The organism is Spirosoma flavum (assembly GCF_042686045.1).
In the GTDB taxonomy this organism is placed as follows: Bacteria; Bacteroidota; Bacteroidia; order Cytophagales; family Spirosomataceae; genus Spirosoma; species Spirosoma flavum.
Map to the genome: position 1 here is coordinate 299,190 of NZ_JBHUOM010000001.1, position 20,812 is coordinate 320,001.

18 protein-coding genes are annotated in these 20,812 nt (G+C 46.4%); 5 read left to right on the forward strand and 13 right to left on the reverse strand.

Features of this window, described 5'->3' with window-relative positions; translation table 11 throughout:
* Positions 1–21: 21 nt before the first annotated feature.
* The 4 genes from ACFS25_RS01185 to nadA form a co-directional block, all read right to left on the reverse strand.
* Positions 22–1,062 carry an aminoglycoside phosphotransferase/kinase family protein gene (locus tag ACFS25_RS01185; protein WP_381496572.1) on the reverse strand — a complete coding sequence of 347 codons (1,041 nt, stop codon included), beginning with the start codon at positions 1,060–1,062 and terminating at the stop codon, positions 22–24.
* Positions 1,062–2,435, reverse strand: coding sequence for a glutamine synthetase family protein (locus tag ACFS25_RS01190; protein WP_381496573.1), 1,374 nt, complete (start codon positions 2,433–2,435; stop codon positions 1,062–1,064). Before ACFS25_RS01190 ends, ACFS25_RS01185 begins: the two co-directional genes overlap by 1 nt.
* A 415-nt stretch (positions 2,436–2,850) precedes the next feature.
* Positions 2,851–4,437, reverse strand: a complete 1,587-nt coding sequence (nadB, locus tag ACFS25_RS01195) for an L-aspartate oxidase (RefSeq protein ID WP_381496574.1) — start codon at positions 4,435–4,437, stop codon at positions 2,851–2,853.
* Between the two features lie 88 nt (positions 4,438–4,525).
* Positions 4,526–5,515, reverse strand: coding sequence for a quinolinate synthase NadA (gene nadA, locus ACFS25_RS01200; RefSeq protein ID WP_381496575.1), 990 nt, complete (start codon positions 5,513–5,515; stop codon positions 4,526–4,528).
* 186 nt (positions 5,516–5,701) lie between these two features.
* Between nadA and ACFS25_RS01205 the strand changes: the two genes are divergently transcribed.
* Positions 5,702–6,772, forward strand: coding sequence for a 2Fe-2S iron-sulfur cluster-binding protein (locus tag ACFS25_RS01205; protein ID WP_381496576.1), 1,071 nt, complete (start codon positions 5,702–5,704; stop codon positions 6,770–6,772).
* Positions 6,773–6,815: 43 nt separating this feature from the next.
* On the opposite strand, the gene udk is transcribed toward ACFS25_RS01205, so the two are convergent.
* From udk to atpD, 4 genes are all read right to left on the reverse strand, one after another.
* Positions 6,816–7,433, reverse strand: a complete 618-nt coding sequence (gene udk / locus ACFS25_RS01210) for a uridine kinase (RefSeq protein WP_381496577.1) — start codon at positions 7,431–7,433, stop codon at positions 6,816–6,818.
* 108 nt (positions 7,434–7,541) lie between these two features.
* Positions 7,542–7,787, reverse strand: a complete 246-nt coding sequence (gene atpC, locus ACFS25_RS01215) for an ATP synthase F1 subunit epsilon (protein WP_381496578.1) — start codon at positions 7,785–7,787, stop codon at positions 7,542–7,544.
* A 47-nt stretch (positions 7,788–7,834) separates the two neighbouring features.
* Entirely contained in the window at positions 7,835–8,524 is a 690-nt protein-coding gene (locus ACFS25_RS01220; protein WP_381496579.1) for a hypothetical protein, read from the reverse strand.
* Positions 8,525–8,635: 111 nt separating this feature from the next.
* Positions 8,636–10,159 (reverse strand): F0F1 ATP synthase subunit beta, encoded by a 1,524-nt coding sequence (gene atpD, locus ACFS25_RS01225; protein ID WP_381496580.1) that lies wholly within the window; start codon positions 10,157–10,159, stop codon positions 8,636–8,638.
* 300 nt (positions 10,160–10,459) lie between these two features.
* Between atpD and malQ the strand changes: the two genes are divergently transcribed.
* The 4 genes from malQ (at position 10,460) to ACFS25_RS01245 (ending at position 16,508) form a co-directional block, all read left to right on the forward strand.
* The gene (gene malQ, locus ACFS25_RS01230; RefSeq protein WP_381496581.1) at positions 10,460–12,043 is read left to right on the forward strand and encodes a 4-alpha-glucanotransferase; all 1,584 of its coding nucleotides are present in this window, start codon (positions 10,460–10,462) and stop codon (positions 12,041–12,043) included.
* Between the two features lie 91 nt (positions 12,044–12,134).
* Positions 12,135–15,155, forward strand: a complete 3,021-nt coding sequence (locus ACFS25_RS01235; RefSeq protein ID WP_381496582.1) for a tetratricopeptide repeat protein — start codon at positions 12,135–12,137, stop codon at positions 15,153–15,155.
* Positions 15,156–15,221: 66 nt separating this feature from the next.
* A complete protein-coding gene (locus ACFS25_RS01240; RefSeq protein WP_381496583.1) occupies positions 15,222–15,962 on the forward strand; it encodes an ABC transporter ATP-binding protein in 741 nt (246 codons plus the stop codon).
* Between the two features lie 51 nt (positions 15,963–16,013).
* Complete coding sequence (locus ACFS25_RS01245; protein WP_381496584.1) at positions 16,014–16,508, forward strand: heme-binding domain-containing protein; 495 nt, start codon at positions 16,014–16,016, stop codon at positions 16,506–16,508.
* Between the two features lie 74 nt (positions 16,509–16,582).
* Here ACFS25_RS01245 and ACFS25_RS01250 read toward each other — a convergent pair whose 3' ends face one another.
* From ACFS25_RS01250 to ACFS25_RS01270, 5 genes are all read right to left on the reverse strand, one after another.
* Positions 16,583–17,608, reverse strand: a complete 1,026-nt coding sequence (locus ACFS25_RS01250; protein ID WP_381496585.1) for a hemin-degrading factor — start codon at positions 17,606–17,608, stop codon at positions 16,583–16,585.
* A gap of 13 nt (positions 17,609–17,621) precedes the next feature.
* A complete protein-coding gene (locus ACFS25_RS01255) occupies positions 17,622–18,416 on the reverse strand; it encodes a heme ABC transporter ATP-binding protein (protein ID WP_381496586.1) in 795 nt (264 codons plus the stop codon).
* Positions 18,417–18,428: 12 nt separating this feature from the next.
* Complete coding sequence (locus ACFS25_RS01260; protein WP_381496587.1) at positions 18,429–19,535, reverse strand: FecCD family ABC transporter permease; 1,107 nt, start codon at positions 19,533–19,535, stop codon at positions 18,429–18,431.
* A 5-nt stretch (positions 19,536–19,540) separates the two neighbouring features.
* Positions 19,541–20,416, reverse strand: coding sequence for a heme/hemin ABC transporter substrate-binding protein (locus ACFS25_RS01265; protein ID WP_381496588.1), 876 nt, complete (start codon positions 20,414–20,416; stop codon positions 19,541–19,543).
* An 88-nt stretch (positions 20,417–20,504) separates the two neighbouring features.
* Entirely contained in the window at positions 20,505–20,621 is a 117-nt protein-coding gene (locus tag ACFS25_RS01270) for a hypothetical protein (RefSeq protein WP_381496589.1), read from the reverse strand.
* Between the last annotated feature and the right edge of the window lie 191 nt (positions 20,622–20,812).

A 20,812-nucleotide genomic window follows, 5' to 3' on the forward strand; every position in this document is an offset into this window, starting at 1 on the left:
GTGGTTGGACCGCCGACTCGACTATATCCCCAAGGCTCTTAAAATTTTCTCCGCATCGAATTTTTCAATCGACGGGAAGTAAATCTCATATGCCTCGCGTTGGAGTTTGGTCGCGTAAGTTCGATGGAAAAAATATCGCCCGTATTTTATAACGTAGTTGAGAATAAAAAACCGGTATGCTTCGGGGAGAAACCGAATCTCGTTTTCGGTCAGTGGAAAAACCTTGTGATACTCTTTTAAAAACAGTAGAAACCGTTCTTCCATCAGTGGACCGATGACATAACTAAATACCGTTCGGTCGCCAGCGTTGGAAACTACCCGACTGAAAAAGTAAAAGTCCATAACCCGGTAGCTAATGCGGAACCAGTCATAATCCCAGCGAGAATACAGTTCCAGATTGTCAGTAACGGAAAAATTTCCGATGTTCCAGTCCACAAAAACGGGCATAGTTTCGACCGTACCTGCTACGAGTTTCTGCCGATTTTCAAGGAATAATTCGCACTGACGTTTTAACTCCTCTATATGCATCCGGTGTTCAAACTGCCCGGTCTCGGTCGCTAATAAGTCGAGCAAATCCCACACATCCGAGCGAAGAGTTTTACTGGATTTGGGCAGTACGGGACTAACGCGTGAACACGCCTTGTGGAACTTAGCTACTTGAGCACCAAGCTTTTGTATTTGATGCTCTTCTAACCGACGAGGCAATTTTAGTTGAATGCGAATAGGATTATAAAACACAACCCAGGCATCGACAAAGCCGTCACGATGCCGATACGTATAGACTTGCCCATCCCGCACCAGCGATTTCGCCAGCACATTTTCGAATGGATAGAGCAGGTTATTAGCCAGCGCGTGAATAATGCGGTGGTCTTCCAGAAACTGTTCGTATTTACCGAAATAAGATAGTTTGGCAATAATGTGGTCGCCATCCTCAAACGTGACTTTGAAAACGTGATTGGTCGAGACCCGAGCACTAATGTCTTCGATTGTTTGAATCTGCACGGACCCATCAAACTCGGCCCAGGCGTTTTTTATGATGGTAGGATAATCAACAAGACGCATTAGATGATTTCAAAATAACGTTTCAATTCCCAGTCGCTAACCTGCCGCAGATACTGCCGCCATTCCCAGTCGCGCGTGCGGGTGAAGTGGTCAACAAACTCGGTGCCAAAGAGTTCAGCCGCAATGGGTGAGTTAGCCATTGCCTTTGTAGCTTCGTCCAGATTAGTAGGCAATATACCGTTTCGTTTATCAGCATAGCCATTCCCAACAGAAGCGGGTATATCGAGCGTCAGTTTATGCCGGATGCCATACAAACCCGACGCTAAAGAAGCTGCTATGGCCAGATACGGATTTGTATCCGATCCCGATACCCGATGTTCAACGCGCGTGTAAGCCTCCCTATGGTTCAATACTCGTAACGCCGTAGTTCGGTTATCGACAGACCATGTTATCGTTGTGGGAGCCCAGGCGCCCTCAACCAACCGCTTGTAGCTGTTGATGGTTGGGGCAAACATGGGCGTAATATGCGGTAAACAATATAGCTGACCTGCCATGAACTGACACATTAGTTCGCTCATATTGTTAGGCTTGGCTGGGTCGTAAAACAGGTTTTTTGTCTGTTCTGGATTCCAGAGACTTTGATGAACGTGACCGCTGCATCCCGGCAATTCAGCATTCCATTTGGCCATAAAGGTGGCAACTACGCCGTGGCGGTAAGCAATTTCTTTAACAGCCGTTTTGAAAAGTGCTGCTTTGTCGGCGGCTCGAACAACTTCATCGTGCATGATGGCTGCTTCATAAACACCCGGCCCGGTTTCGGTATGCAACCCTTCGAGTGGCACATCGAACTGGGCTAATAGATCAAACAGATCGTGATTAAACGTACTTTCGAGTGAAGGACGCAAAATGGAGTACCCGAACATGCCCGGTGTTAGAGGTTCCAGCTGCTGAAAGTTTTTCTGCTGCAAACTCTGGGGCGTTTCGCGGAAATTGAACCACTCAAACTCCTGTGCAAATTCGGCATGAAAGCCCATCTGCTGGCATTGACTGGCAATCCGTTTTAGCAGGCTGCGCGGGCAGGCGGCTAGGCCATAGGCATTTGGCTGACCATCTAGACCGAGACTGAAGTCCGCTAGAAAAAACGGCATATTGTCTTCCCAGGGAAGCTGACGAAAGGTAGAAATGTCAAGGCGAACGGGTGCATCTGGGTACCCGGAATGCCAACCTGTGGTGCGGCCATTGTCGTAAGGTGTATCGGTGGAGTCCCATCCCCAAACCACATCACAAAAACCGAAACCGTCGGTCAGGCCATCCAGAAATTTCTGACGGTGAATGATTTTGCCACGCAGAACGCCATCAATATCGGTAAACGCATATTTGATTTTCGGACTGTCGCTTTGAATGATGAAGTCGATAATGTCTTGATGGTTCATGCCATTCAGCTTATTCTTCGGAACACTAACCAAAATACGAGAGACAGAGAACGGGCCTATGCTTTACGTAGACGAAATTGGCGTACGAAACTTATGCGGGTAAAGCTACTTATTCTTGGGCTACCTTCCGCGTAAAGGAATTGCTTAGATATTATTCGGTAGGGGCTTCAGTTCGCTTGGTAGCTGTAAAAATGGCAAATGCAGAGAATTGGAAGAATTCACAGAAGTCGTCTGGTTATGATTTTGAAAGATGCTCTTGGCCGAATCGGGAGAGTCAAGTGTTGGTATATGACGATTGTTAATGTGTAAGCTTCGCTCTATTCAATGTGAAGGCCAGGGCTTTTTGATGAAAATCGTCTACCCTCATAGAGGTACCATTTTCATGAAAAAGCCCTGGCCCTATAGTAGAGGAGAATTACTTTACGTTGTCCAGATTAAAATGCAGCCCACTGTTCTCGCGTCGGGCCATCGCCATCTTGATAACCAGATAAGCAACTTCAATCATATTCCTAAGTTCGCAAATCGGCACCGATACTTTCGACTGGCGATAGAGTTCTTCATGCTCCAGGTAGAGTAATTCAAGGCGGTCCATAGCCCGCTTTAACCGTCGGTTCGTGCGGACAATGCCAACGTAATTTGACATAATCGACTCTAACTCTTTCTTCATCTCGGTCACTAAAACCAACTCTTCGGGGTGGGTCGTACCGGCGTCATTCCACGCTGGTATATTACCGGGTAAAACGGCCTGATTGAGCAATTCGACAGTCTTCTCGTAAGCCCGATGGCCAAATACAACGGCTTCGAGCAACGAATTTGACGCCAGTCGATTGGCTCCGTGGAGACCTGTACAGGAACATTCGCCAACAGCATACAGGAATTGAATGTTTGTTTGTCCCCACTCATTTACCCGAACGCCCCCGCAGAGATAGTGTTGAGCAGGTACAACCGGAATATAATCTTTCCGTATATCCAGTCCTAAATGGTCGTGGCAGTAGGCTGTAATGTTCGGAAAATGCTCGATAAACTTCTCATAATCGCAGTGGGTCACGTCTAAATACACGTGTGGATCACCCGCCTTTTTCATTTCGGAGTCAATCGCGCGGGCCACAATATCGCGCGGAGCCAGCGATAGGCGAGGGTCATAGTTTTCCATGAATGTCTCGCCTTTGCGTGTCTTTAGGATACCGCCAAACCCCCGGACAGCTTCAGAAATCAGGAAATTTGGTTTTTTGCCCGGTTCGTATAAAGCTGTAGGGTGAAACTGAATAAATTCCATATCCTTGCCGATCCCCTTGGCGCGGTAAGCCATTGCAATACCATCGCCTGTAGCAATGCTTGGGTTAGTTGTGTTCTGGTATATATTACCAATACCGCCGGTTGCCAGAAGCGTCGTTTTCGCCAGAAACTGTTCGACCTGACCCGTGAGCGTGTTTAATACATAGGCACCAAAGCACTTGTTATCCGTATCGTAGCGGTGAACAGTTTCGCCGAGTTGGTGGCGTGTAATGAGTTCGACTGCGTAGAAATGCGTAAAAATTTCAATAGACTTCAGCGAGTTAGCCTTTTCGAGTAAAGCCCGCTCAATTTCAGCTCCGGTAATATCTTTGAAGTGAAGAATCCGGTAATCTGAATGGCCACCTTCTTTAGCAAGGTCGTATTCTTTGCCATCATGCTCTTTATCGAAGCGAGTACCGTAGCTAATTAACTCTTGGATACGCCCTGGTCCTTCATTAACTACAATTTCAACGATGTGACGATCACTCAGGAAGTCGCCCGCCACCATCGTATCCTCAATATGCTTCTCGAATGTGTCACCTTCCGACCATACAGCCGCAATACCACCCTGCGCATATTTGGTGTTAGTTTCATCGGCCTGAACTTTCGTAATGACGCCGATTTTTATTTCTTGCTGCAACTTTTCAAAGTGCATCGCCAGTTTAGTGGCGTAACTCAGGCCCGCAATACCGGAGCCTATAACCAGAAAATCGAATTGATGAGGCATTGTTTAGTTAGGTTGAGCGAACCAGATTTATAATCGGTGGTTAGTCAGAAAAGAGAAGTTAAGTTAATGTAGACTTGTCAGGAACTCACTACTTGCTCAATTCCAGCATTCGTGCTACCGATTCATAGGCTTTCACGCGTATATCTTCCGGCACAATAATCTCTGGTTGTTCGTAAAGCATAGCGTTATAAACTTTTTCGAGCGTGTTCATTTTCATATATGGGCATTCTGAGCAAGCGCAGGTATTGTTCTGACTAGCCGGAGCCGGAATAATTTTCTTGTGGGGAACCGCCTGCTTCATCTTGTGCAGAATACCCGCTTCTGTTCCAACGATAAAAGTCTGTTCAGGGCTATCTACTACATATTTGAGCAAAGCGGTTGTGGACCCAACAAAATCGGCCTGATTCAAAATGTGCTCCTGGCATTCGGGGTGAGCAATGAACTTAGCTTCGGGATACTGTAGCCGCAATTTGGTCAATTTCTCCAGAGAAATGTCGATATGGACGATGCAGGCTCCATCCCAAAGTACCATATCACGACCGGTTTTTTTGGAAACGAAACGACCCAAATTAGCATCGGGTGCAAAGATGATTTTCTGATCTTTGGGTAAACTCTCGACAATCTTCAGCGCATTTGACGATGTGACAATAATGTCGGACAGGGCCTTGATTTCGGCTGAACAGTTAATGTATGATAGAACAATATGATCGGGATATTGTGCCTTGAACGCTGCAAACTTGTCGGCGGGAGCAGAATCGGCGAGTGAACAACCCGCGTTCAGATCTGGAATAACAACCTTTTTTTCGGGAGATAACACTTTCGCTGTCTCGCCCATAAAGTGCACACCACAGAACACAATCATGTCGGCAGGAGTAGCGGCTGCCTGCTGAGACAGACCAAGGCTGTCGCCAATATAGTCGGCTATATCCTGAATAGACCCATCTACATAATAATGGGCTAGAATGACCGCATTTTTTTCTTTCTTCAGCCGGTTAATTTCAGCGACTAAATCTATGTCTTCGGCAACAGGTTTGTTAACGTAGCCCACGCGTTGAACTTCTTCCAGGAGTGCTTCCATTGATGGTATGACAGGTGGTTTTTATACTAAACAATGAATAACGGTAAAATGTCACTGGATTAACTATCCCAACGTGTGTATTGTGCCGATTCGATAGGATTAGTGCGGGGCGAATTTCAGGAAATCAGTTGGGCTTTCAAACAACGACTGGTATTTGGTTAGTTCTGGTACAAAGCAAACATGTTCATGACCGACGATTTTCTTAAACTTCGCATTGTTCGCACTCATTTAGAAACGTCAGATACGAAAAGCTACTATCTGGAACCGGTGGACGGACGCCCGATTATACATCGTGCCGGGCAGTTTCTGACGCTGATTTTACATCATCATGGTCATGAAATCCGCCGGTCATATTCGCTTAGTTCGGCCACGAATGAATCGCTGCGTCTGACCATCAAACGTATCCAGAACGGGGAGATTTCCCGTTATCTGCTCGATACATTACAGGTTGGCGATGTATTGACCAGTTTGTACCCCGCCGGACGCTTTATCCTGGAAGAAAATCTGTTGGGTGATCTCGTACTATTAGGAGCCGGAAGTGGCATTACGCCTTTATTCGCGTTGGTAAAGCAGGTTTTGTGGACAGAACCACATCGCCGGGTAACGCTGCTGTACAGTAACTCCAATGAACAAAATATTATTTTTCGGGAGGAGCTAAACGACCTTCAAGGTCAATTTCCTAATCGTTTTCGGCTACTATATCTATTGAGCGATCCGTCGGATAGTTGGCATGGTCTACGCGGGCGGCTAAATAATGTGATGCTCGAACGGCTACTACCTGATTTGGTTGGCCTGTCGGATCGGCAGACACTCCAATTTTATGTTTGCGGACCAAGCGACTATATGCGTATGGTGCGCTTTACTCTCGTATTCAGCGGATTTCACGCCGATCAGATTCGGCGTGAGAATTTTATTGTCGAGCCAGTTGTGCTAACCCCACCGCCTGCTCTGGCACAGGATAGAACAGTTTTGTTGCGGTTTCGGAGACGGATTGTTAAGGAACAGGAGGTCGAAAACCATGAAGTCGAGATTCAGGTTCCGGCGTATAAATCCATTTTACAGGCGGCCTTAGATGAGGGTATCGCGCTGCCTTATAGCTGTAGGGGTGGACGTTGCTCAACCTGTGTAGCCCGCTGCCAATCGGGAAGTGTGTATATGACAATCAACGACGTATTGACCGAGCGTGACCTTCGCGAAGGGTGGATATTGACCTGCACGGGTTATCCTGAAAGTGATGGAGTGATAATTGAGATATAACAGGAAGGAGAAGTGAAGTGCTTTTTCTTCCTGTTATATCTGATTATACTTTCGTTTTCAAAAATTCGATAACCACATTCAAGCCTTTCTGATAGTGGACATTATTTGGAATGACAATATCGGCTTCTGCGCGGTAAGGCTTGATAAATTGCCTGTAAGTAGGCTTAACGTGGTATTTCCAGCGGTACATTACGTCGTCGAGGTCGTAGCCGCGTTCTTCGGCATCACGCTTAACGCGCCGTTCGAGCTTAATGCTATTTTTAGCGTCGATGAAGATTTTTAAATCCATCTGATCGGCTAGTTCGCGAAAGTGAAAAACGAAGATGCCCTCAACTACGATAATAGGGGCAGGCATAAACGTTAGTAATCTCGGAACAATATTAGGATTATTAAATGTGTATTCAGGTTGTGTAATTGCGTTACCGTTGCGGAGTTGCCCAATGTGTTGCGCGTAGAGATGATGGTCAATCGTTTCGGGTAGATCGAAGTTATGAATTCCCTGATCGTCTACCGGAATAAGGTCACGGCTGAGGTAATAATTATCCTGCGAAATCAGGCAAATCTGATCGTCTGCGAAGGCATTTAGAACGCCTTTTAGAAAAGACGTTTTGCCGGAAGCACTGCCGCCGGTGATGCCGACTATAAATGGTTTTGTGGTCATAAAAGCGCCAAAACTAAATAACAAAGAAAGCAGGAAAGGGTGAGTTTAATAAAAAAAGCGGTCCACTTGTGATAAGTGAATCGCTTTTAAGTCGGAAGGAGACGCTATTTAGGCTACTATCGCTTCAGCAAGTACAAGTACTTTATTCTGAAGTACTTCAACTACCCCACCGTCCACCATAAACGTTTGCTGTCCTGAAGCAGTTTGCACCACAACTTGTCCTTTATCCAATGTACTAACTAATGGCGCGTGGTTGTTCAGAACCTGAAACTGACCTTCGCTACCCGGAAACGTAACGGCACTAGCTTCGCCAGAAAAGACTTTACGGTCGGGAGTGATGATGTCTATTGTCATGATATCTAATGATGAATTATGAGTGATAATTTATTACTCATAATTTTTTATAGGACTCCTTTTACAAGATTAAGTATACTGCTAAGCTGAGTTTTTGCCGCTGGCTCAGCGGCTTTCGCTGCCAGCCCGCCCTGATCTAATTTGCCAACTGTTGCCAGAGCAGTAGAAATCAATGATTGACCCGATGATTTGGTGCTACCACCTAGTGTTGACAGCGCACTACCAATACCAGACAAACCACTGGTTAGTTGACTGCCTTTACCGAGTAACGAACCAGCAGCTAAAATACCTTCAAGCTGGTTTCCACCAGAGGCCAACTTTGCCAGACTAACGGCTTTTCCTAAAACACCATTGCCCAGAACTCCAGTTGGAATTAAGGGAAGCAACGCTTTTAGCTTGCTGGCTTGAGACAGCAATTTATCCTTAAACGAAGTCGGCTTGGCTTGGGCTTGTGCTTCCAAACCTGCGATTCCCGTCTTGAGCTCTTGGGTAGTGGTTGCTTTATCACCTTTGTCAAGAGCAGCTACGGCATTGTCTAAGTGGATATTTGCCGAATCAGCCGGGGCTGTAATTGCCGATGTTCCAGGCGTAATTGACGTGTCTTTGATCGCACCACCTGCAACTGGTGCAGAAGATGTCGGAACAGCAGGCGTTGCAATCTGAGCCGATGTAACCGATGTTGCCACCATACCAAATGATACAAGGGCTATTCCTACTCCAAATCGAATCGTTTTCATAAAACTAACAGGCGTTTTTATTGTCGAATTGTTAGACGATAGGGAAAGGTATTAGTTTCCAGAATACAGTTAAATAAAAATTAAATTAGTTAACCGTACTCTGGAAAGCTATTATTGGCCTGATTCTTTGATAAGCCGCTCGCCCTTAGTAACAGCATCGTCAATCGTGCCGACCAGGTTGAACGCTGCTTCAGGCAAGTGGTCATACTTACCGTCAATGATCTGGTTGAAGCCTTTAATCGTATCTTCAATAGGAACCAACACACCCTGCAAACCCGTAAACTGTTCAGCCACGAAGAATGGCTGCGACAGAAAACGTTGTACCCGGCGGGCACGGCTCACGACAAGTTTGTCTTCTTCCGATAATTCTTCCAGACCCAGAATGGCGATAATATCCTGCAATTCTTTGTAGCGTTGCAGAATCTCTTTCACGCGTTGGGCTGTATTGTAGTGTTCGTCACCGAGGATTTCGGCGGTCAGAATCCGCGAAGTAGAGTCAAGAGGGTCAACGGCTGGGTAGATACCTAACTCAGCGATTTTCCGGCTTAAATTGGTCGTAGCATCTAAGTGAGCAAACGTCGTAGCTGGGGCAGGGTCGGTAAAGTCATCGGCAGGTACGTAAACGGCCTGCACCGAGGTGATCGAACCGCGCTTGGTCGATGTAATCCGCTCCTGCATAACGCCCATCTCGGTAGCCAGCGTTGGCTGATACCCTACGGCTGATGGCATCCGGCCCAAAAGAGCCGATACCTCAGAACCAGCTTGGGTAAACCGGAAGATGTTATCAATAAAGAATAGAATGTCGCGACCCTGACCTTCACCGTCGCCATCGCGGAACTGCTCGGCAATCGTCAGACCCGACAGGGCTACCCGCGCACGGGCACCAGGCGGCTCGTTCATCTGACCGAACACCAGCGTTGCCTGTGATTTGGCTAGCTCGGTATAGTCAACTTTCGATAAATTCCACTCACCTTTTTCCATGCCGTGCTTAAATTCCTCGCCGTACTTAATGATGTCCGACTCGATAAATTCGCGCAACAGGTCATTGCCTTCGCGGGTACGCTCACCCACACCGGCAAATACTGACAAACCTTCGTAAGCTTTAGCGATATTGTTGATCAACTCCATGATCAATACGGTTTTGCCAACACCAGCACCCCCGAAGAGACCAATTTTGCCGCCTTTTACATAAGGTGCCAGCAAATCAATAACTTTAATACCTGTGTAAAGAACTTCCGTTGAGTTAGTCAACTCGTCGAAACGGGGAGGACTGCGGTGAATAGAGGCCCCTTTGTTGGTTTCTAATTCCGTCAGTCCGTCGATAGCCTGACCCACTACATTAAATAAACGACCTTTAATGCCTTCGCCGGTTGGCATTGTAATCTGATGACCAAGGTCAATGACATCTATGCCCCGGTATAAACCATCGGTAGAATCCATTGCAATAGTCCGAACACGGTCTTCACCGAGGTGTTGCTGGACTTCCAGAATGACCTGTTGCCCATTGGCTTTGGTTACTTTGAGAGCGTTCAGGATAGCGGGGATTCGCGAGCCTTCACCCTCGAAACTCACGTCCACGACCGGTCCGATTATTTGTGTAATCTTACCTGTATTGACTGCCGTTGCCGTATTCATTTGTATAGAATATGCTGTTAATTAAAAGTTGCCCATTGTTTGGGATTGCAAAAGTAGGAGAAAAACCGCGTAAGGTCAAGGATCAGCCTAGTCATTTTCCTGCTGATTAGTACTGGAATAGGTTTGGCACTAAGGTTTTTACGATAAAAAGTAAACAAAAGCGGCTTCGGGCGGATTTGTACAAAAGTTAGTTCACAGTTGTTAGCTGCCAATAATGGTCGTTCGGTATAAAATAACCTTCTGGCCGCTATCAATTAGTCGCTAACGAAGATAGACTCACGACAGAAGATTTCTCTTTTCATGCTTCAACAACGCTCAAGTGGCTTGCTGCTCCATATCACATCGCTGCCCTCGGCACATGGTGTTGGCGATTTAGGGCCCGAAGCCTACCGTTTCGCTGATTTTCTGGAGTTGTCTGGTCAAACGTACTGGCAAATTCTACCGCTAACACCCGTTGATCCCGGTGCTGGTTTCTCACCGTATAGTAGCCCATCTGCTTTCGCTGGCAATATATTGATGATTAGCCTGGAGAAGCTGGCCGGTGATAATTTATTGAATCATGCTGATTTGGCGGTATTTAACGAGAAACCTGTCCACGATGTAACTATAACTGAAGCGCCTAGTACGTCGGGCGATACGACATCGGCTGTGTTGGCTGGACCGCTTATTTTAGCCCCGTCTACACTCCATGCCGCCTGGATAAAAAAACGCCCGTTATTACAACAGGCTGCCGAAAGGTTCTTGCAGGATGCCACACCGGCCCAGCGCGGTAACTTTGATCAGTTTTGCAGTTTGCAAGCCGACTGGCTTGATGACTATGCACTCTTCACGGCCCTTCAAGAGGCAACAGGTGAGCCGTTCTGGCTACGATGGCCCAGTGAGATCGTTCGGCGTGATCCAGCTGCGTTAGCTGAACAGGCTGAGTTACTTCACGATAAGATTGACGTATTAAAAGTGCAGCAATACTTTTTTATGCGGCAGTGGAATGAGTTGATAACTTACTGCTATGGAAAGAAAATTCACCTCGTTGGCGATATTCCCATCTATGTCCAGTTTAACAGTGCAGATGTTTGGGCAAATCCAACTTTATTTAAACTCGATGCCAGTTTTCAGCCGCTGTTTGTCGCTGGTGCACCACCCGATTATTTCAGCGAATATGGACAGCGTTGGGGCAATCCAATCTACGACTGGGCCGAGCATGAGCGTACTGATTTTGCCTGGTGGATGCGTCGACTTCGGCACCAGATGTCACTATATACCCTGACTCGATTGGACCATTTTTTGGGTTTTGCTGTGTACTGGGAAATCCCGGCGAGTGAACCGACGGCTAAAGTTGGCGAATGGGTAAAAGCACCTATCGAACCATTCATGCGTGCTATGTATCGGCAGTTTGTGCAGCTACCTATCATTGCCGAAGATTTGGGAGCTAAGGCGGCTGATATACAACCGTATCTGCAGCACTATGGTATACCGGGTATGCGGGTTGTGCAATTTGGATTTGGCCACGATCTGCCTACCTCATCTTATGCTGTACACAACCATGCTGAAAACTTTGTAGTCTACTCCGGCACCCACGACAACAATACGACTCTGGGTTGGTTTCGTGAGTCCGACGAGGTACATCGCCAGCGAATGAACAACTACCTCGGCTTTGACATTACCGAGACAAATGTAGTAGACCAGGTATCCCGCCTGACCATGCAATCGGTGGCTCGATTAGCAATTATACCTGTTCAGGATATACTAAATCTTGACGAGACCAACCGAATGAATACGCCTGGTCAGGGTGGCCGGAGCTGGCAATGGCGATTACTACCGGACCAATTAACGGATGAAGTAGCCAAGAAGTTGTTGACGCTCACAAAAATGACTGGTAGGGCGTGATTAAGGCATTGCAACTCTCAACGATTGGCCCGCATAGAGCTATAAGGTCTACTGATAGGCACTAACACGATGACACGTGCGTTTCTCATGCATGTCATCCTTATTTTTTTGGAAAGATTGGAGCCAAGTTTACCGGTTTACCTATCTGTTTAGTCTTATTGCCTTTATTGTCAGTATCAGTCTGTTTGCTATTGCCTGGGCACAAGGTTTGGATAATGTTGTCCATTGGGATGTGTTGAGCGAACTCAATGAACTTCCCGTCACCTTCCATACCTTTTCTGATGGCCTGTTAGATTATGCCGTAAATGGTAAAGCATATGCTGTTTCAGAACAATTTGTGGCGGGGGCTATGCAGGTGCGGCCAACTATAGCCACTGCTTTTCTAACTGGTATTTGCCTGGCGTTTGTGCTTTTGATGAGTGCTGTTACCCGCTTTAGCCGAATTCGATATATAGTCAGCATGGCTATTCTAATTCTTGGTCTGGCTTTTTTTCGGTGGGAAATGCTCGAAGTGCCGGGCTTGGGTAGCAACTATCTATTTCTACTACTAACGTTCGTGTTCGGATCTGTTAGCTACTATTTTCATGCTTTCCGACCTGACTATACAATTGCCGTTCGGCTTGGTTCCTTTACCTTTTTAACGGCTCTCGCTGCAATTAGTCTGAGTACGTTGTCCCCCCTCAAATTTCCTGCTTTGGTGGTTGTGAGTTACGGAATGCCGGTGCTGTTGGTGTTTAGCATAGGCTTTATTTTCTTCATTGCTACCGAAATCATTGCTGGTCTGGTCTGGATAACGTCGGCTGGTCGTTCGGAGAATACCGATTCGCCAACGAGCCAACGTCGCACGTTAGGCGTCAATAACTTTCTGTTTGTTAGCTTCTTATATATAATTAACCTGACGCTCATTTGGCTTAAAAACACAAAATCCATTGATTGGGATGTATTGGCTATTAGTCCGTTTATTCTCTATCTGATTTCGGTAACACTGGGTGTTTGGGGCTTCCGTCGATTGGTTCAGCAACAGGACTCTTTCTCTTTCCGCGATGCAGGCGCATATCTATACGCAGGGTTGGCTTTACTCACGACGCTCACTATTACCTATGCATTCGCCACCGCCAATGATCCATTGGTAGAGATGTTTGAGGACGTAATTGTGTACACACATCTGGCAATGGGCGTGTTCTTTGTAGCCTACGTACTGATAAATTTCCGGCCAATCTATCAGCAAAATTTGCCTGTTTATAGGGTACTTTACAAACCGAAACGCCTTGAGTTAAGCCTGTTCCGAGTGGTTGGCGTATTTGGTGTAGCCGTATTAATTGCGTCGGGCGGATTGATTACATTCCGACAGAGTGTCGCGGGCTATTTCAACGGCTTGGGTGATGTATACACGGCGAAAAATGAACCTCAGTCAGCCAATGCATTCTATCAACTGGCTCTGGAACAGGAGTTTCAGAATCACAAGTCGAACTATGCGTTAGCCTCGCTGGCCTTATCCCAGAACAACCAGACGGCAGCCGCTTTTTATTTTCAGCAAGCACTACTCAAACAACCCAATCCGCAGGATTATGCGGGATTGAGTCAGATATATTTACAAACTAATTTGTTTTTTGAAGCGGTCAAAGCTCTGCAACGCGGTATTCGGGCGTTTCCCAAAAGTGGCGAATTGAAGAACAACCTTGGCTATCTCTATGCGCGTACAAGTGTGGCTGATTCCGCTTATTATTACTATAAATCTGCCACAGACCAAGCCAATCGGAGTGAGGTCCCCGAATCAAATTTATTGGCTTTTTACGCCCGTAATCCAACCGTTCTGGCTACTGATTCGAGCTTGAGACAAACGAAGGGAAACGTATTATATGACTCGTATCGGGCTAATGTACTGGCTATCCGGTTGGTTACCAAAACTGATACTACGCAGCCTAGTAAACCCGCCTGGTTGAATGGTGAATTTGCGAAGCAAGGTCTGAGTATCGGACGTTTTGCCAGTTTATATAATTATACGTTAGTGAAGCCGCAAGCCGATAGCACATTGACGGGAGTGCTTCAGCGTTTATCAGATAGTCCTACTAATCAGGATTTTACGGATGATTTACTACTTGCCCGCGCTGTCGCTGAGTACAAACGCCATAACCACCCGGCCGCGTTTAGCCTGATGAGTCAACTAGCAGAAGGTGATCCGCAAAATGGGTCGGTGTACCACTCCATAACGGGTTTGTGGCTGTTGGAACAAGGATTATATCGACAGGCCGCTGAGACATTTGGTGCCAACTCGGATACAACGTCAATCTATTACCGGGCTGTGGCTCTTACTAAAGCTAATGACCCAGCACTGGCACAGTCCTTCTGGGAAACAGCCGCCAGAAATGATCCGGCGGTGGCCGCTCTAAAACAGGTTCTATATCAGGAGCGTAAACCGCAGACAGACTTGGAAAAGGCATTTTATGTAACATACCGAACCGATGATTCCAACCGGGGTGCCTATTGGGAAACGATTCAGGAACCTAGCTTAAAAACAGTGGCGGGGGTTGCCCTGACAAACGATTATCTTGTTCAGTTGCAGTGGCGAAACGCACAATTAATACTTTCCGGCTTACCCAATTCAACGCGTATAAGTCTGGTAGCGACCTCTTTGCGCAACGTTGCCGCCATTCGATTATCAGCCTTTCGACGAAGCGTTGGATCAGCGGAGACGATGGCTAAGCAACTTATTTTGCCTCAATACCAAGCCGAGCGTGATTATTGGTTGGGACAAACGTATGAACGTACTCGCCGGTTTGGGCAAGCACAGAAAATTTACCAACAAGCCCTAGGGCTGGCTCCGCTGAATGCTCGTCTTGTCACAGCCGCAGCTCAACTTGAGCAGCAAAATAAGCAAACAAAAACGGCCTACAGCCTCGTTCTGACGGCTTTGCCGTTTAACGGTGATAACGCCGAACTACTCAAAACCTACGTCATGCTATGTTTGGAATTAAGCTTACCAGACTATGCCGAAAGCGGACTGGCAAAACTTCAGGCTGCCACCGCTCCCACCGATTATCAGGCGTTTCTAGTAACTTATCAGGGAAAATTGGCGTCAATCGAAAAGAGTAAGGAGAAATTTCTGCAATGAGGTAAATTTGTCAACTGACGACCACTTCGGCGACCCGGCGCACGGGCAACCCATATCGACACACTTATGAATATTATTGAAACCCGCGATATTGCCAAGCGATACGTGATGGGTACCGAAGTTGTAGAAGCTCTGAAATCCATTACGATCACTATTCAAAAAGGCGAATACGTCGCATTCATGGGTCCGTCGGGATCAGGAAAGTCTACACTTATGAATATAATCGGTTGCCTGGACACACCAACATCCGGCCAGTATATTCTTAATAGTCAAGATGTTAGTGGGATGGGTGAAAATGAACTAGCCGAGGTCCGTAACAAAGAAATCGGTTTTGTATTCCAGACATTTAACCTCCTACCGCGCCAAACGTCCCTCGAAAATGTGGCTTTACCGCTCATTTATGCAGGCTATAATAAGGCCGATCGGACGGAGAAAGCGATGATGGCGCTTAAAAACGTTGGTCTGGAAAACCGGGCCGGTCACCGCCCCAACGAGCTTTCGGGTGGTCAACGGCAACGGGTGGCTGTAGCGCGGGCATTGGTCAATGATCCCAGTATTCTGCTTGCTGATGAACCGACAGGGAATCTTGATACCAAGACATCCTACGAAATCATGGACCTCTTCGATCAGATTCACAGCAAAGGAAATACGGTTATCATGGTTACGCATGAAGAAGATATTGCCGAATATGCTCACCGTATTGTTCGGCTCCGTGATGGGCTGGTCGAAACAGACCGTGCAAATGCAAATATTCGCAAGGCTCAGGTACTTATGCAGTCATTAGGGTCGCGAGAAACCATAGAGTAGACGGGTTCTCGTAACTTTCTTCCTATATTTTGTTCTAACTTCTTATGAGCGATGTTTCGTAAAATTCTTCTCATCTTCCTGGGAGCCTTTGTGCTAATTCAGTTTGTCCGGCCAGAGAAGAACCAAATAACCGGGATCTCCGCTAATGATATTGCGACAAAGTATGCCATTCCTGCTGACGTTCACAACGTATTGAAACGGTCCTGTTTCGATTGTCATTCCAACAACACAGTTTATCCTTGGTATGACAATATTCAGCCGGTATCCTGGTGGCTCAATAGTCATATTAAGGAGGGGAAAGACGAACTCAATTTCTCGGAATTTGCCACCTATTCGCCCAAAAAAGCAGATCACAAACTGGAAAAAATAGGGGAGGCCGTTACTGATGGTTGGATGCCTTTAGGGTCTTATCTATGGATTCATCGTGACGCTAAACTCTCGTCCGAAGAAGCTAAACTTGTTTCTAACTGGGCGAGTCAATTACGGTCTCAACATTCAGTTCCTGCTGGCAAAAAAGAGAACGACCATCATCACGAAGCGCATTAAGCCTCTGCTAACACTGGTTAAAACGAAAGCCGCATAGTTACGGCTTTCGTTTTAACCAGTGTTGATTGTTTTTTCTATGCAGTAATGGCTTCATAAACGACTTGTTGCCACTCTTTCATTTCAGGAATACCAGGTTTGCGTTTCCCAAATATCAGAGCGATGCTGTTGCCCTGCTTATCGAAAAGATCAAGGCCCGTCACGATACCGTCTTTAGTTGGTTTGCGGGTTACCCAGATGCTGTGAATCTGATCTTCTCGCAGGTGCATGTTGAATTCAGGATCCAGAATGTTGTACCAGGGACCCATGCTGACTAACTTCTTAATCGGTCCCGTATGAATCTGAATGCACCCCGCACTTGAGGCAAAAACCATGATAGGAACTTCCCGTTCCGCAGCCGTTTCAAAGATCCTTTTGAGCTGATCGACGGATATCAACTGAGCGTGTCCTTCGGGTGCCATGCGAAGCCCTTGCTCACGATCAAGTTTATACTTCCGCAAAAGGCCGAAGAACTCATGCGTATCTTGCATGGCTAACCACTCTTTTTTGAATGCCTGGTCATCAACTTCTTCATTGGACACACTGTCCTCTTTGTCGGGGTAAGGAACCGTAACAATCAAGGGTATCTGCTCAACAGCATAGTATTTTTGAATCAGCGCTTCGTATGCAGTCTCATCAGATTTGTCGGTCAGGTAAATTTTATGCACAGCTGAACCATCCAAATCAAAGAATTGAAGACTTTTTCGACCATTTTCATCAACGGCAAAACCGAAATGCCAGTGCGACATAAATAGACGCAGGTCAATATCGGGTCCAAGCACTAGCCCAACATGATCGTTGAACGATACTTTCTCGTACACGCCTTTTCGTTCGTGAACAATAGTATCGTTGCGCGTTAACGCCATGACGTACCCCAGCGTTGGAATATCTTTCAGGATTTCGCGGAAATCGCCTTCCAGTCTCTGAACGGTTTCGCCGACTTGGGTAGCCAAAAGATCCGCTTCACTTACGCCCAGCTCTTTTGCCGCATCGCGGATTCTCGCTTTCGGGTTTTGTTCCTTGAATATAGTCCAGCGCTCTTTAAGGCTTTGTGTAGTGATCATTTTGTTTTGATGTTTAGTGGTTATCAGAGAGTTGATTGTGTTGTGGAATTATCATCGGGCAATCCATTTCAGGGTGCTCAATGAGCCAAACCTTCAAATTAAATACACGTTGAATATTTTCAGATGTGATTACGTCACGTGGCGTGCCTGCTGCTTCTACCTTTCCCGCCCGTAACATAACAATCTGGTCGGCATACTGTGCCGCTAAGTTTAAGTCATGTAAAATGACAACGGCACAAAAGCCTCTTTTGGTAAACTCTCGGGTCAATTCCAGCATTTGGTGTTGGTGCAGAAGATCAAGGCCGATTGTTGGTTCATCTAGAAACAAAATTCCCTGTGGCACGTCCCAAATTTGAGCCAGCACTCGGGCCAACTGTACGCGCTGTTGTTCACCGCCTGACAGAGTCGTAAAAATCCTGGTGGCAAAATTCCACATATCCACTTTTTTCAGGGCTAGTTCGGCCACGAAGTAATCATGTTCGGACGGGTGGAAATCGAAGTGAGGATACCGACCCATTAGTACCATCTCACTGACCAGGAAAGGGAAAACAACAGAATTTTGCTGAGGCAAAACCGCTCGGAATAAGGACAGGTCTTTTTCGGAATATGTATCAATACATTTACTGCGAAGCTGAATTACCCCGACAGATGATTGCACTTCGCGGGTACATAATTTGAGCAACGTTGATTTTCCAGCCCCATTTGCGCCAACGATAGCCAGCATTTCGCCCGGCTTCGCCCGAAATGAAACATCATCGAGTAATTTCCGATCGCGGATGTGGTATGACAGATTTTTGACCTCTAACATCTCCTTGGTAATTTACGCTACAGCCCGACGCTTTTCCCGAAACAAAATCCATAAAAAAACGGGTGTGCCCAGTAAAGCCGTAAGAATACCAATGGGCAATTCGGCTGGTGCAACTATTGTTCGGGCGAGAGAATCGGCCAGCGTAAGAACAATCGACCCGCCTAAAGCTGACCCTGTTAGTACACGGCGATGGTCGGAACCAGCCCCCATTCGAATCAGATGCGGAATCACTAAACCCACAAATCCAATGATTCCCGCTACAGCCACTGACGTGCCAACCGCCATCGTCGAAAAAACAATGATCTGACGTTTGATACTTTTTAGATTGACGCCCAGCATGTTTGCCTGACTTTCGCCAAGAGAAAGTAGATTCAGGGATTTAGCCAAACGGGGAATGCCCACTAAAGCGATCACTGTGAACGGAAGAATGGCTAATACGGATGTCCAACTGGCACCACCCAAACTGCCCAGACTCCAAAATGTGATGTTGCGAAGTTGCTCATCAGTAGCCATATAAGTCATAATTCCCGTTAAAGCTCCTGATAAAGCATTAATGGCAATGCCGGTCAAAAGCATGGTTGTGATGAGTGCTTTCCCGGCAAGTTTTGCTATACGGTACACCAAGAAAGCCGTAGCGCAGGCTCCTGCAAACGCAACGATAGACAAGGCATACATGCCTAACAGACCCGTGAGCGTCTGAAAAAACTTTACTTCCAGAACAATCATGAGTACCGCAGCTAAAGAAGCACCCGACGAAATACCAATAAGGCCAGGATCGGCGAGTGGATTTCGGAATAATCCCTGAATAGCGGCTCCTGAAATAGCTAATCCAGCACCGATTAGCACAGCCAAGCAGACTCTCGGTAATCGAATTGCCAGCAGAATAGCCTCCTTTGTGCCGTCTGCATCAGTTGAATAGCCTACTGAGTTGCTGATGATTTGCCAGATTTCGTAGGGCGTAATTCGTACGGCACCAATCCCGACCGAGAAAACAATCGTTACAAATAGCGCTATAATCAATGCAGGCATTAGCCACGGATTAATGATGGCTTTTAGTCTTGATTGTTGGACTGAACGAATGGTAGTCGCGTGGCTGATTGCTGCAGTAGTGCTATTCATTGACCTTACGCTTTGGGTTTTTGAGTAATTTTTTGGGCTAACTCCTGCAAAGCTTTCCCTAAACGAGGTGAGAATCCGGTCAGCAAATGTCCATCCATGTCGATGATTCGGCCATTTCTTCCCGCATTTGTTAGCGCAATTCCTTGTACTTTCAGTAAGCCATCGGCTCCTCCCAAGCTCTCAAGACCGCTGTCAAATAGTAAAATTACGTCGGGGTTGGCCGTCACCAACGACTCCGCGGTGAGTGGTTTGTAATTCTCAAAGTCAGGTGTAGCGTTGACACCTCCAGCCAGCTCAATCATTTTTTCAACCTGCGTACCTCGGCCTGATACCATCATTGTACCAGTTCCACGGGCATAAATGAAAAGTACTTTCGGGCTATTAATCGCTTTTTTTACTTGGGTTAAATCATCGTCTAACTTTTTGATAATCGGCTTAGCTTTTGAGGCAACCTGACATATGGTGGCTACATCCTGAATTAGTTTTCTAGTACCGGCGATGCTGTATTCCTGCTGAAAGGAAATCACTTTGATGCCCGCCGATTTAATTTGCTCGATGATTTCCGGTTTTGTTCCGGCATTCTGGGTGGTTAATACGAGGGTCGGTTTCAGCGAAATAACACCTTCTGCCGAAATGCTTCGGTTATGGCCAACTTTAGGTAGCTTTTTCAGCGATCCAGGGTATGTGCTCGTTACATCGACGCCAATCAAATGGGATTGAAGCCCTAAATCGCATAGTATTTCGCTAACGGTACCATCGAGCGAAATAATGCGAACCGGCTCATCGATAGGTGGTTTGTGACCAAGAGCGGGGTTCGTATTCACGATAAGAACTCCCAGAAGGCAGGCAAGCCACGTTATAAAAACGGACGATTTATTCATGGTGATTGTGTGTGTAATATGTGGTAGCTGTTTCTTAAAACTGCCACCACGTTAATTAAAACTGCCAGCATGTTAATTATCTAAGCTATTAGTCTTGTTTAATCAACTTGTGTTTGAGTGTTGGGTATCCTCTCGTACCACTATCATTCGAGGTGAAGCTGATAAATTTTACTTTGTAAATGTTTCCTGTAGGATCCTTAATCACACCGAAAGATATTTTATTAAGACTAATTTTAAATTATAAAGTAAAAGTAGATGAGGTTTTGGGAAAACCAATACTTGATTAGAATATTTCTAAATAAAGATTACTATTAGATTGATCAAGCGCTGGAAAATTCAGAATTCCATATGAAGTATAACCATTGCGCTAGAGGAGGTCAGATGGGTCATCAACAA

What these genes read in the sequence shown, in the direction of transcription:
- ACFS25_RS01185 (WP_381496572.1), bottom strand. Translation starts at nt 1,062, where the DNA reads ATGCGTCTTGTTGATTATCCTACCATCATAAAAAACGCCTGGGCCGAG.
- ACFS25_RS01190 (WP_381496573.1), bottom strand. Translation starts at nt 2,435, where the DNA reads ATGAACCATCAAGACATTATCGACTTCATCATTCAAAGCGACAGTCCG.
- nadB (WP_381496574.1), bottom strand. Translation starts at nt 4,437, where the DNA reads ATGCCTCATCAATTCGATTTTCTGGTTATAGGCTCCGGTATTGCGGGC.
- nadA (WP_381496575.1), bottom strand. Translation starts at nt 5,515, where the DNA reads ATGGAAGCACTCCTGGAAGAAGTTCAACGCGTGGGCTACGTTAACAAA.
- ACFS25_RS01205 (WP_381496576.1), top strand. Translation starts at nt 5,702, where the DNA reads ATGACCGACGATTTTCTTAAACTTCGCATTGTTCGCACTCATTTAGAA.
- udk (WP_381496577.1), bottom strand. Translation starts at nt 7,433, where the DNA reads ATGACCACAAAACCATTTATAGTCGGCATCACCGGCGGCAGTGCTTCC.
- atpC (WP_381496578.1), bottom strand. Translation starts at nt 7,787, where the DNA reads ATGACAATAGACATCATCACTCCCGACCGTAAAGTCTTTTCTGGCGAA.
- ACFS25_RS01220 (WP_381496579.1), bottom strand. Translation starts at nt 8,524, where the DNA reads ATGAAAACGATTCGATTTGGAGTAGGAATAGCCCTTGTATCATTTGGT.
- atpD (WP_381496580.1), bottom strand. Translation starts at nt 10,159, where the DNA reads ATGAATACGGCAACGGCAGTCAATACAGGTAAGATTACACAAATAATC.
- malQ (WP_381496581.1), top strand. Translation starts at nt 10,460, where the DNA reads ATGCTTCAACAACGCTCAAGTGGCTTGCTGCTCCATATCACATCGCTG.
- ACFS25_RS01235 (WP_381496582.1), top strand. Translation starts at nt 12,135, where the DNA reads ATGTCATCCTTATTTTTTTGGAAAGATTGGAGCCAAGTTTACCGGTTT.
- ACFS25_RS01240 (WP_381496583.1), top strand. Translation starts at nt 15,222, where the DNA reads ATGAATATTATTGAAACCCGCGATATTGCCAAGCGATACGTGATGGGT.
- ACFS25_RS01245 (WP_381496584.1), top strand. Translation starts at nt 16,014, where the DNA reads ATGTTTCGTAAAATTCTTCTCATCTTCCTGGGAGCCTTTGTGCTAATT.
- ACFS25_RS01250 (WP_381496585.1), bottom strand. Translation starts at nt 17,608, where the DNA reads ATGATCACTACACAAAGCCTTAAAGAGCGCTGGACTATATTCAAGGAA.
- ACFS25_RS01255 (WP_381496586.1), bottom strand. Translation starts at nt 18,416, where the DNA reads ATGTTAGAGGTCAAAAATCTGTCATACCACATCCGCGATCGGAAATTA.
- ACFS25_RS01260 (WP_381496587.1), bottom strand. Translation starts at nt 19,535, where the DNA reads ATGAATAGCACTACTGCAGCAATCAGCCACGCGACTACCATTCGTTCA.
- ACFS25_RS01265 (WP_381496588.1), bottom strand. Translation starts at nt 20,416, where the DNA reads ATGAATAAATCGTCCGTTTTTATAACGTGGCTTGCCTGCCTTCTGGGA.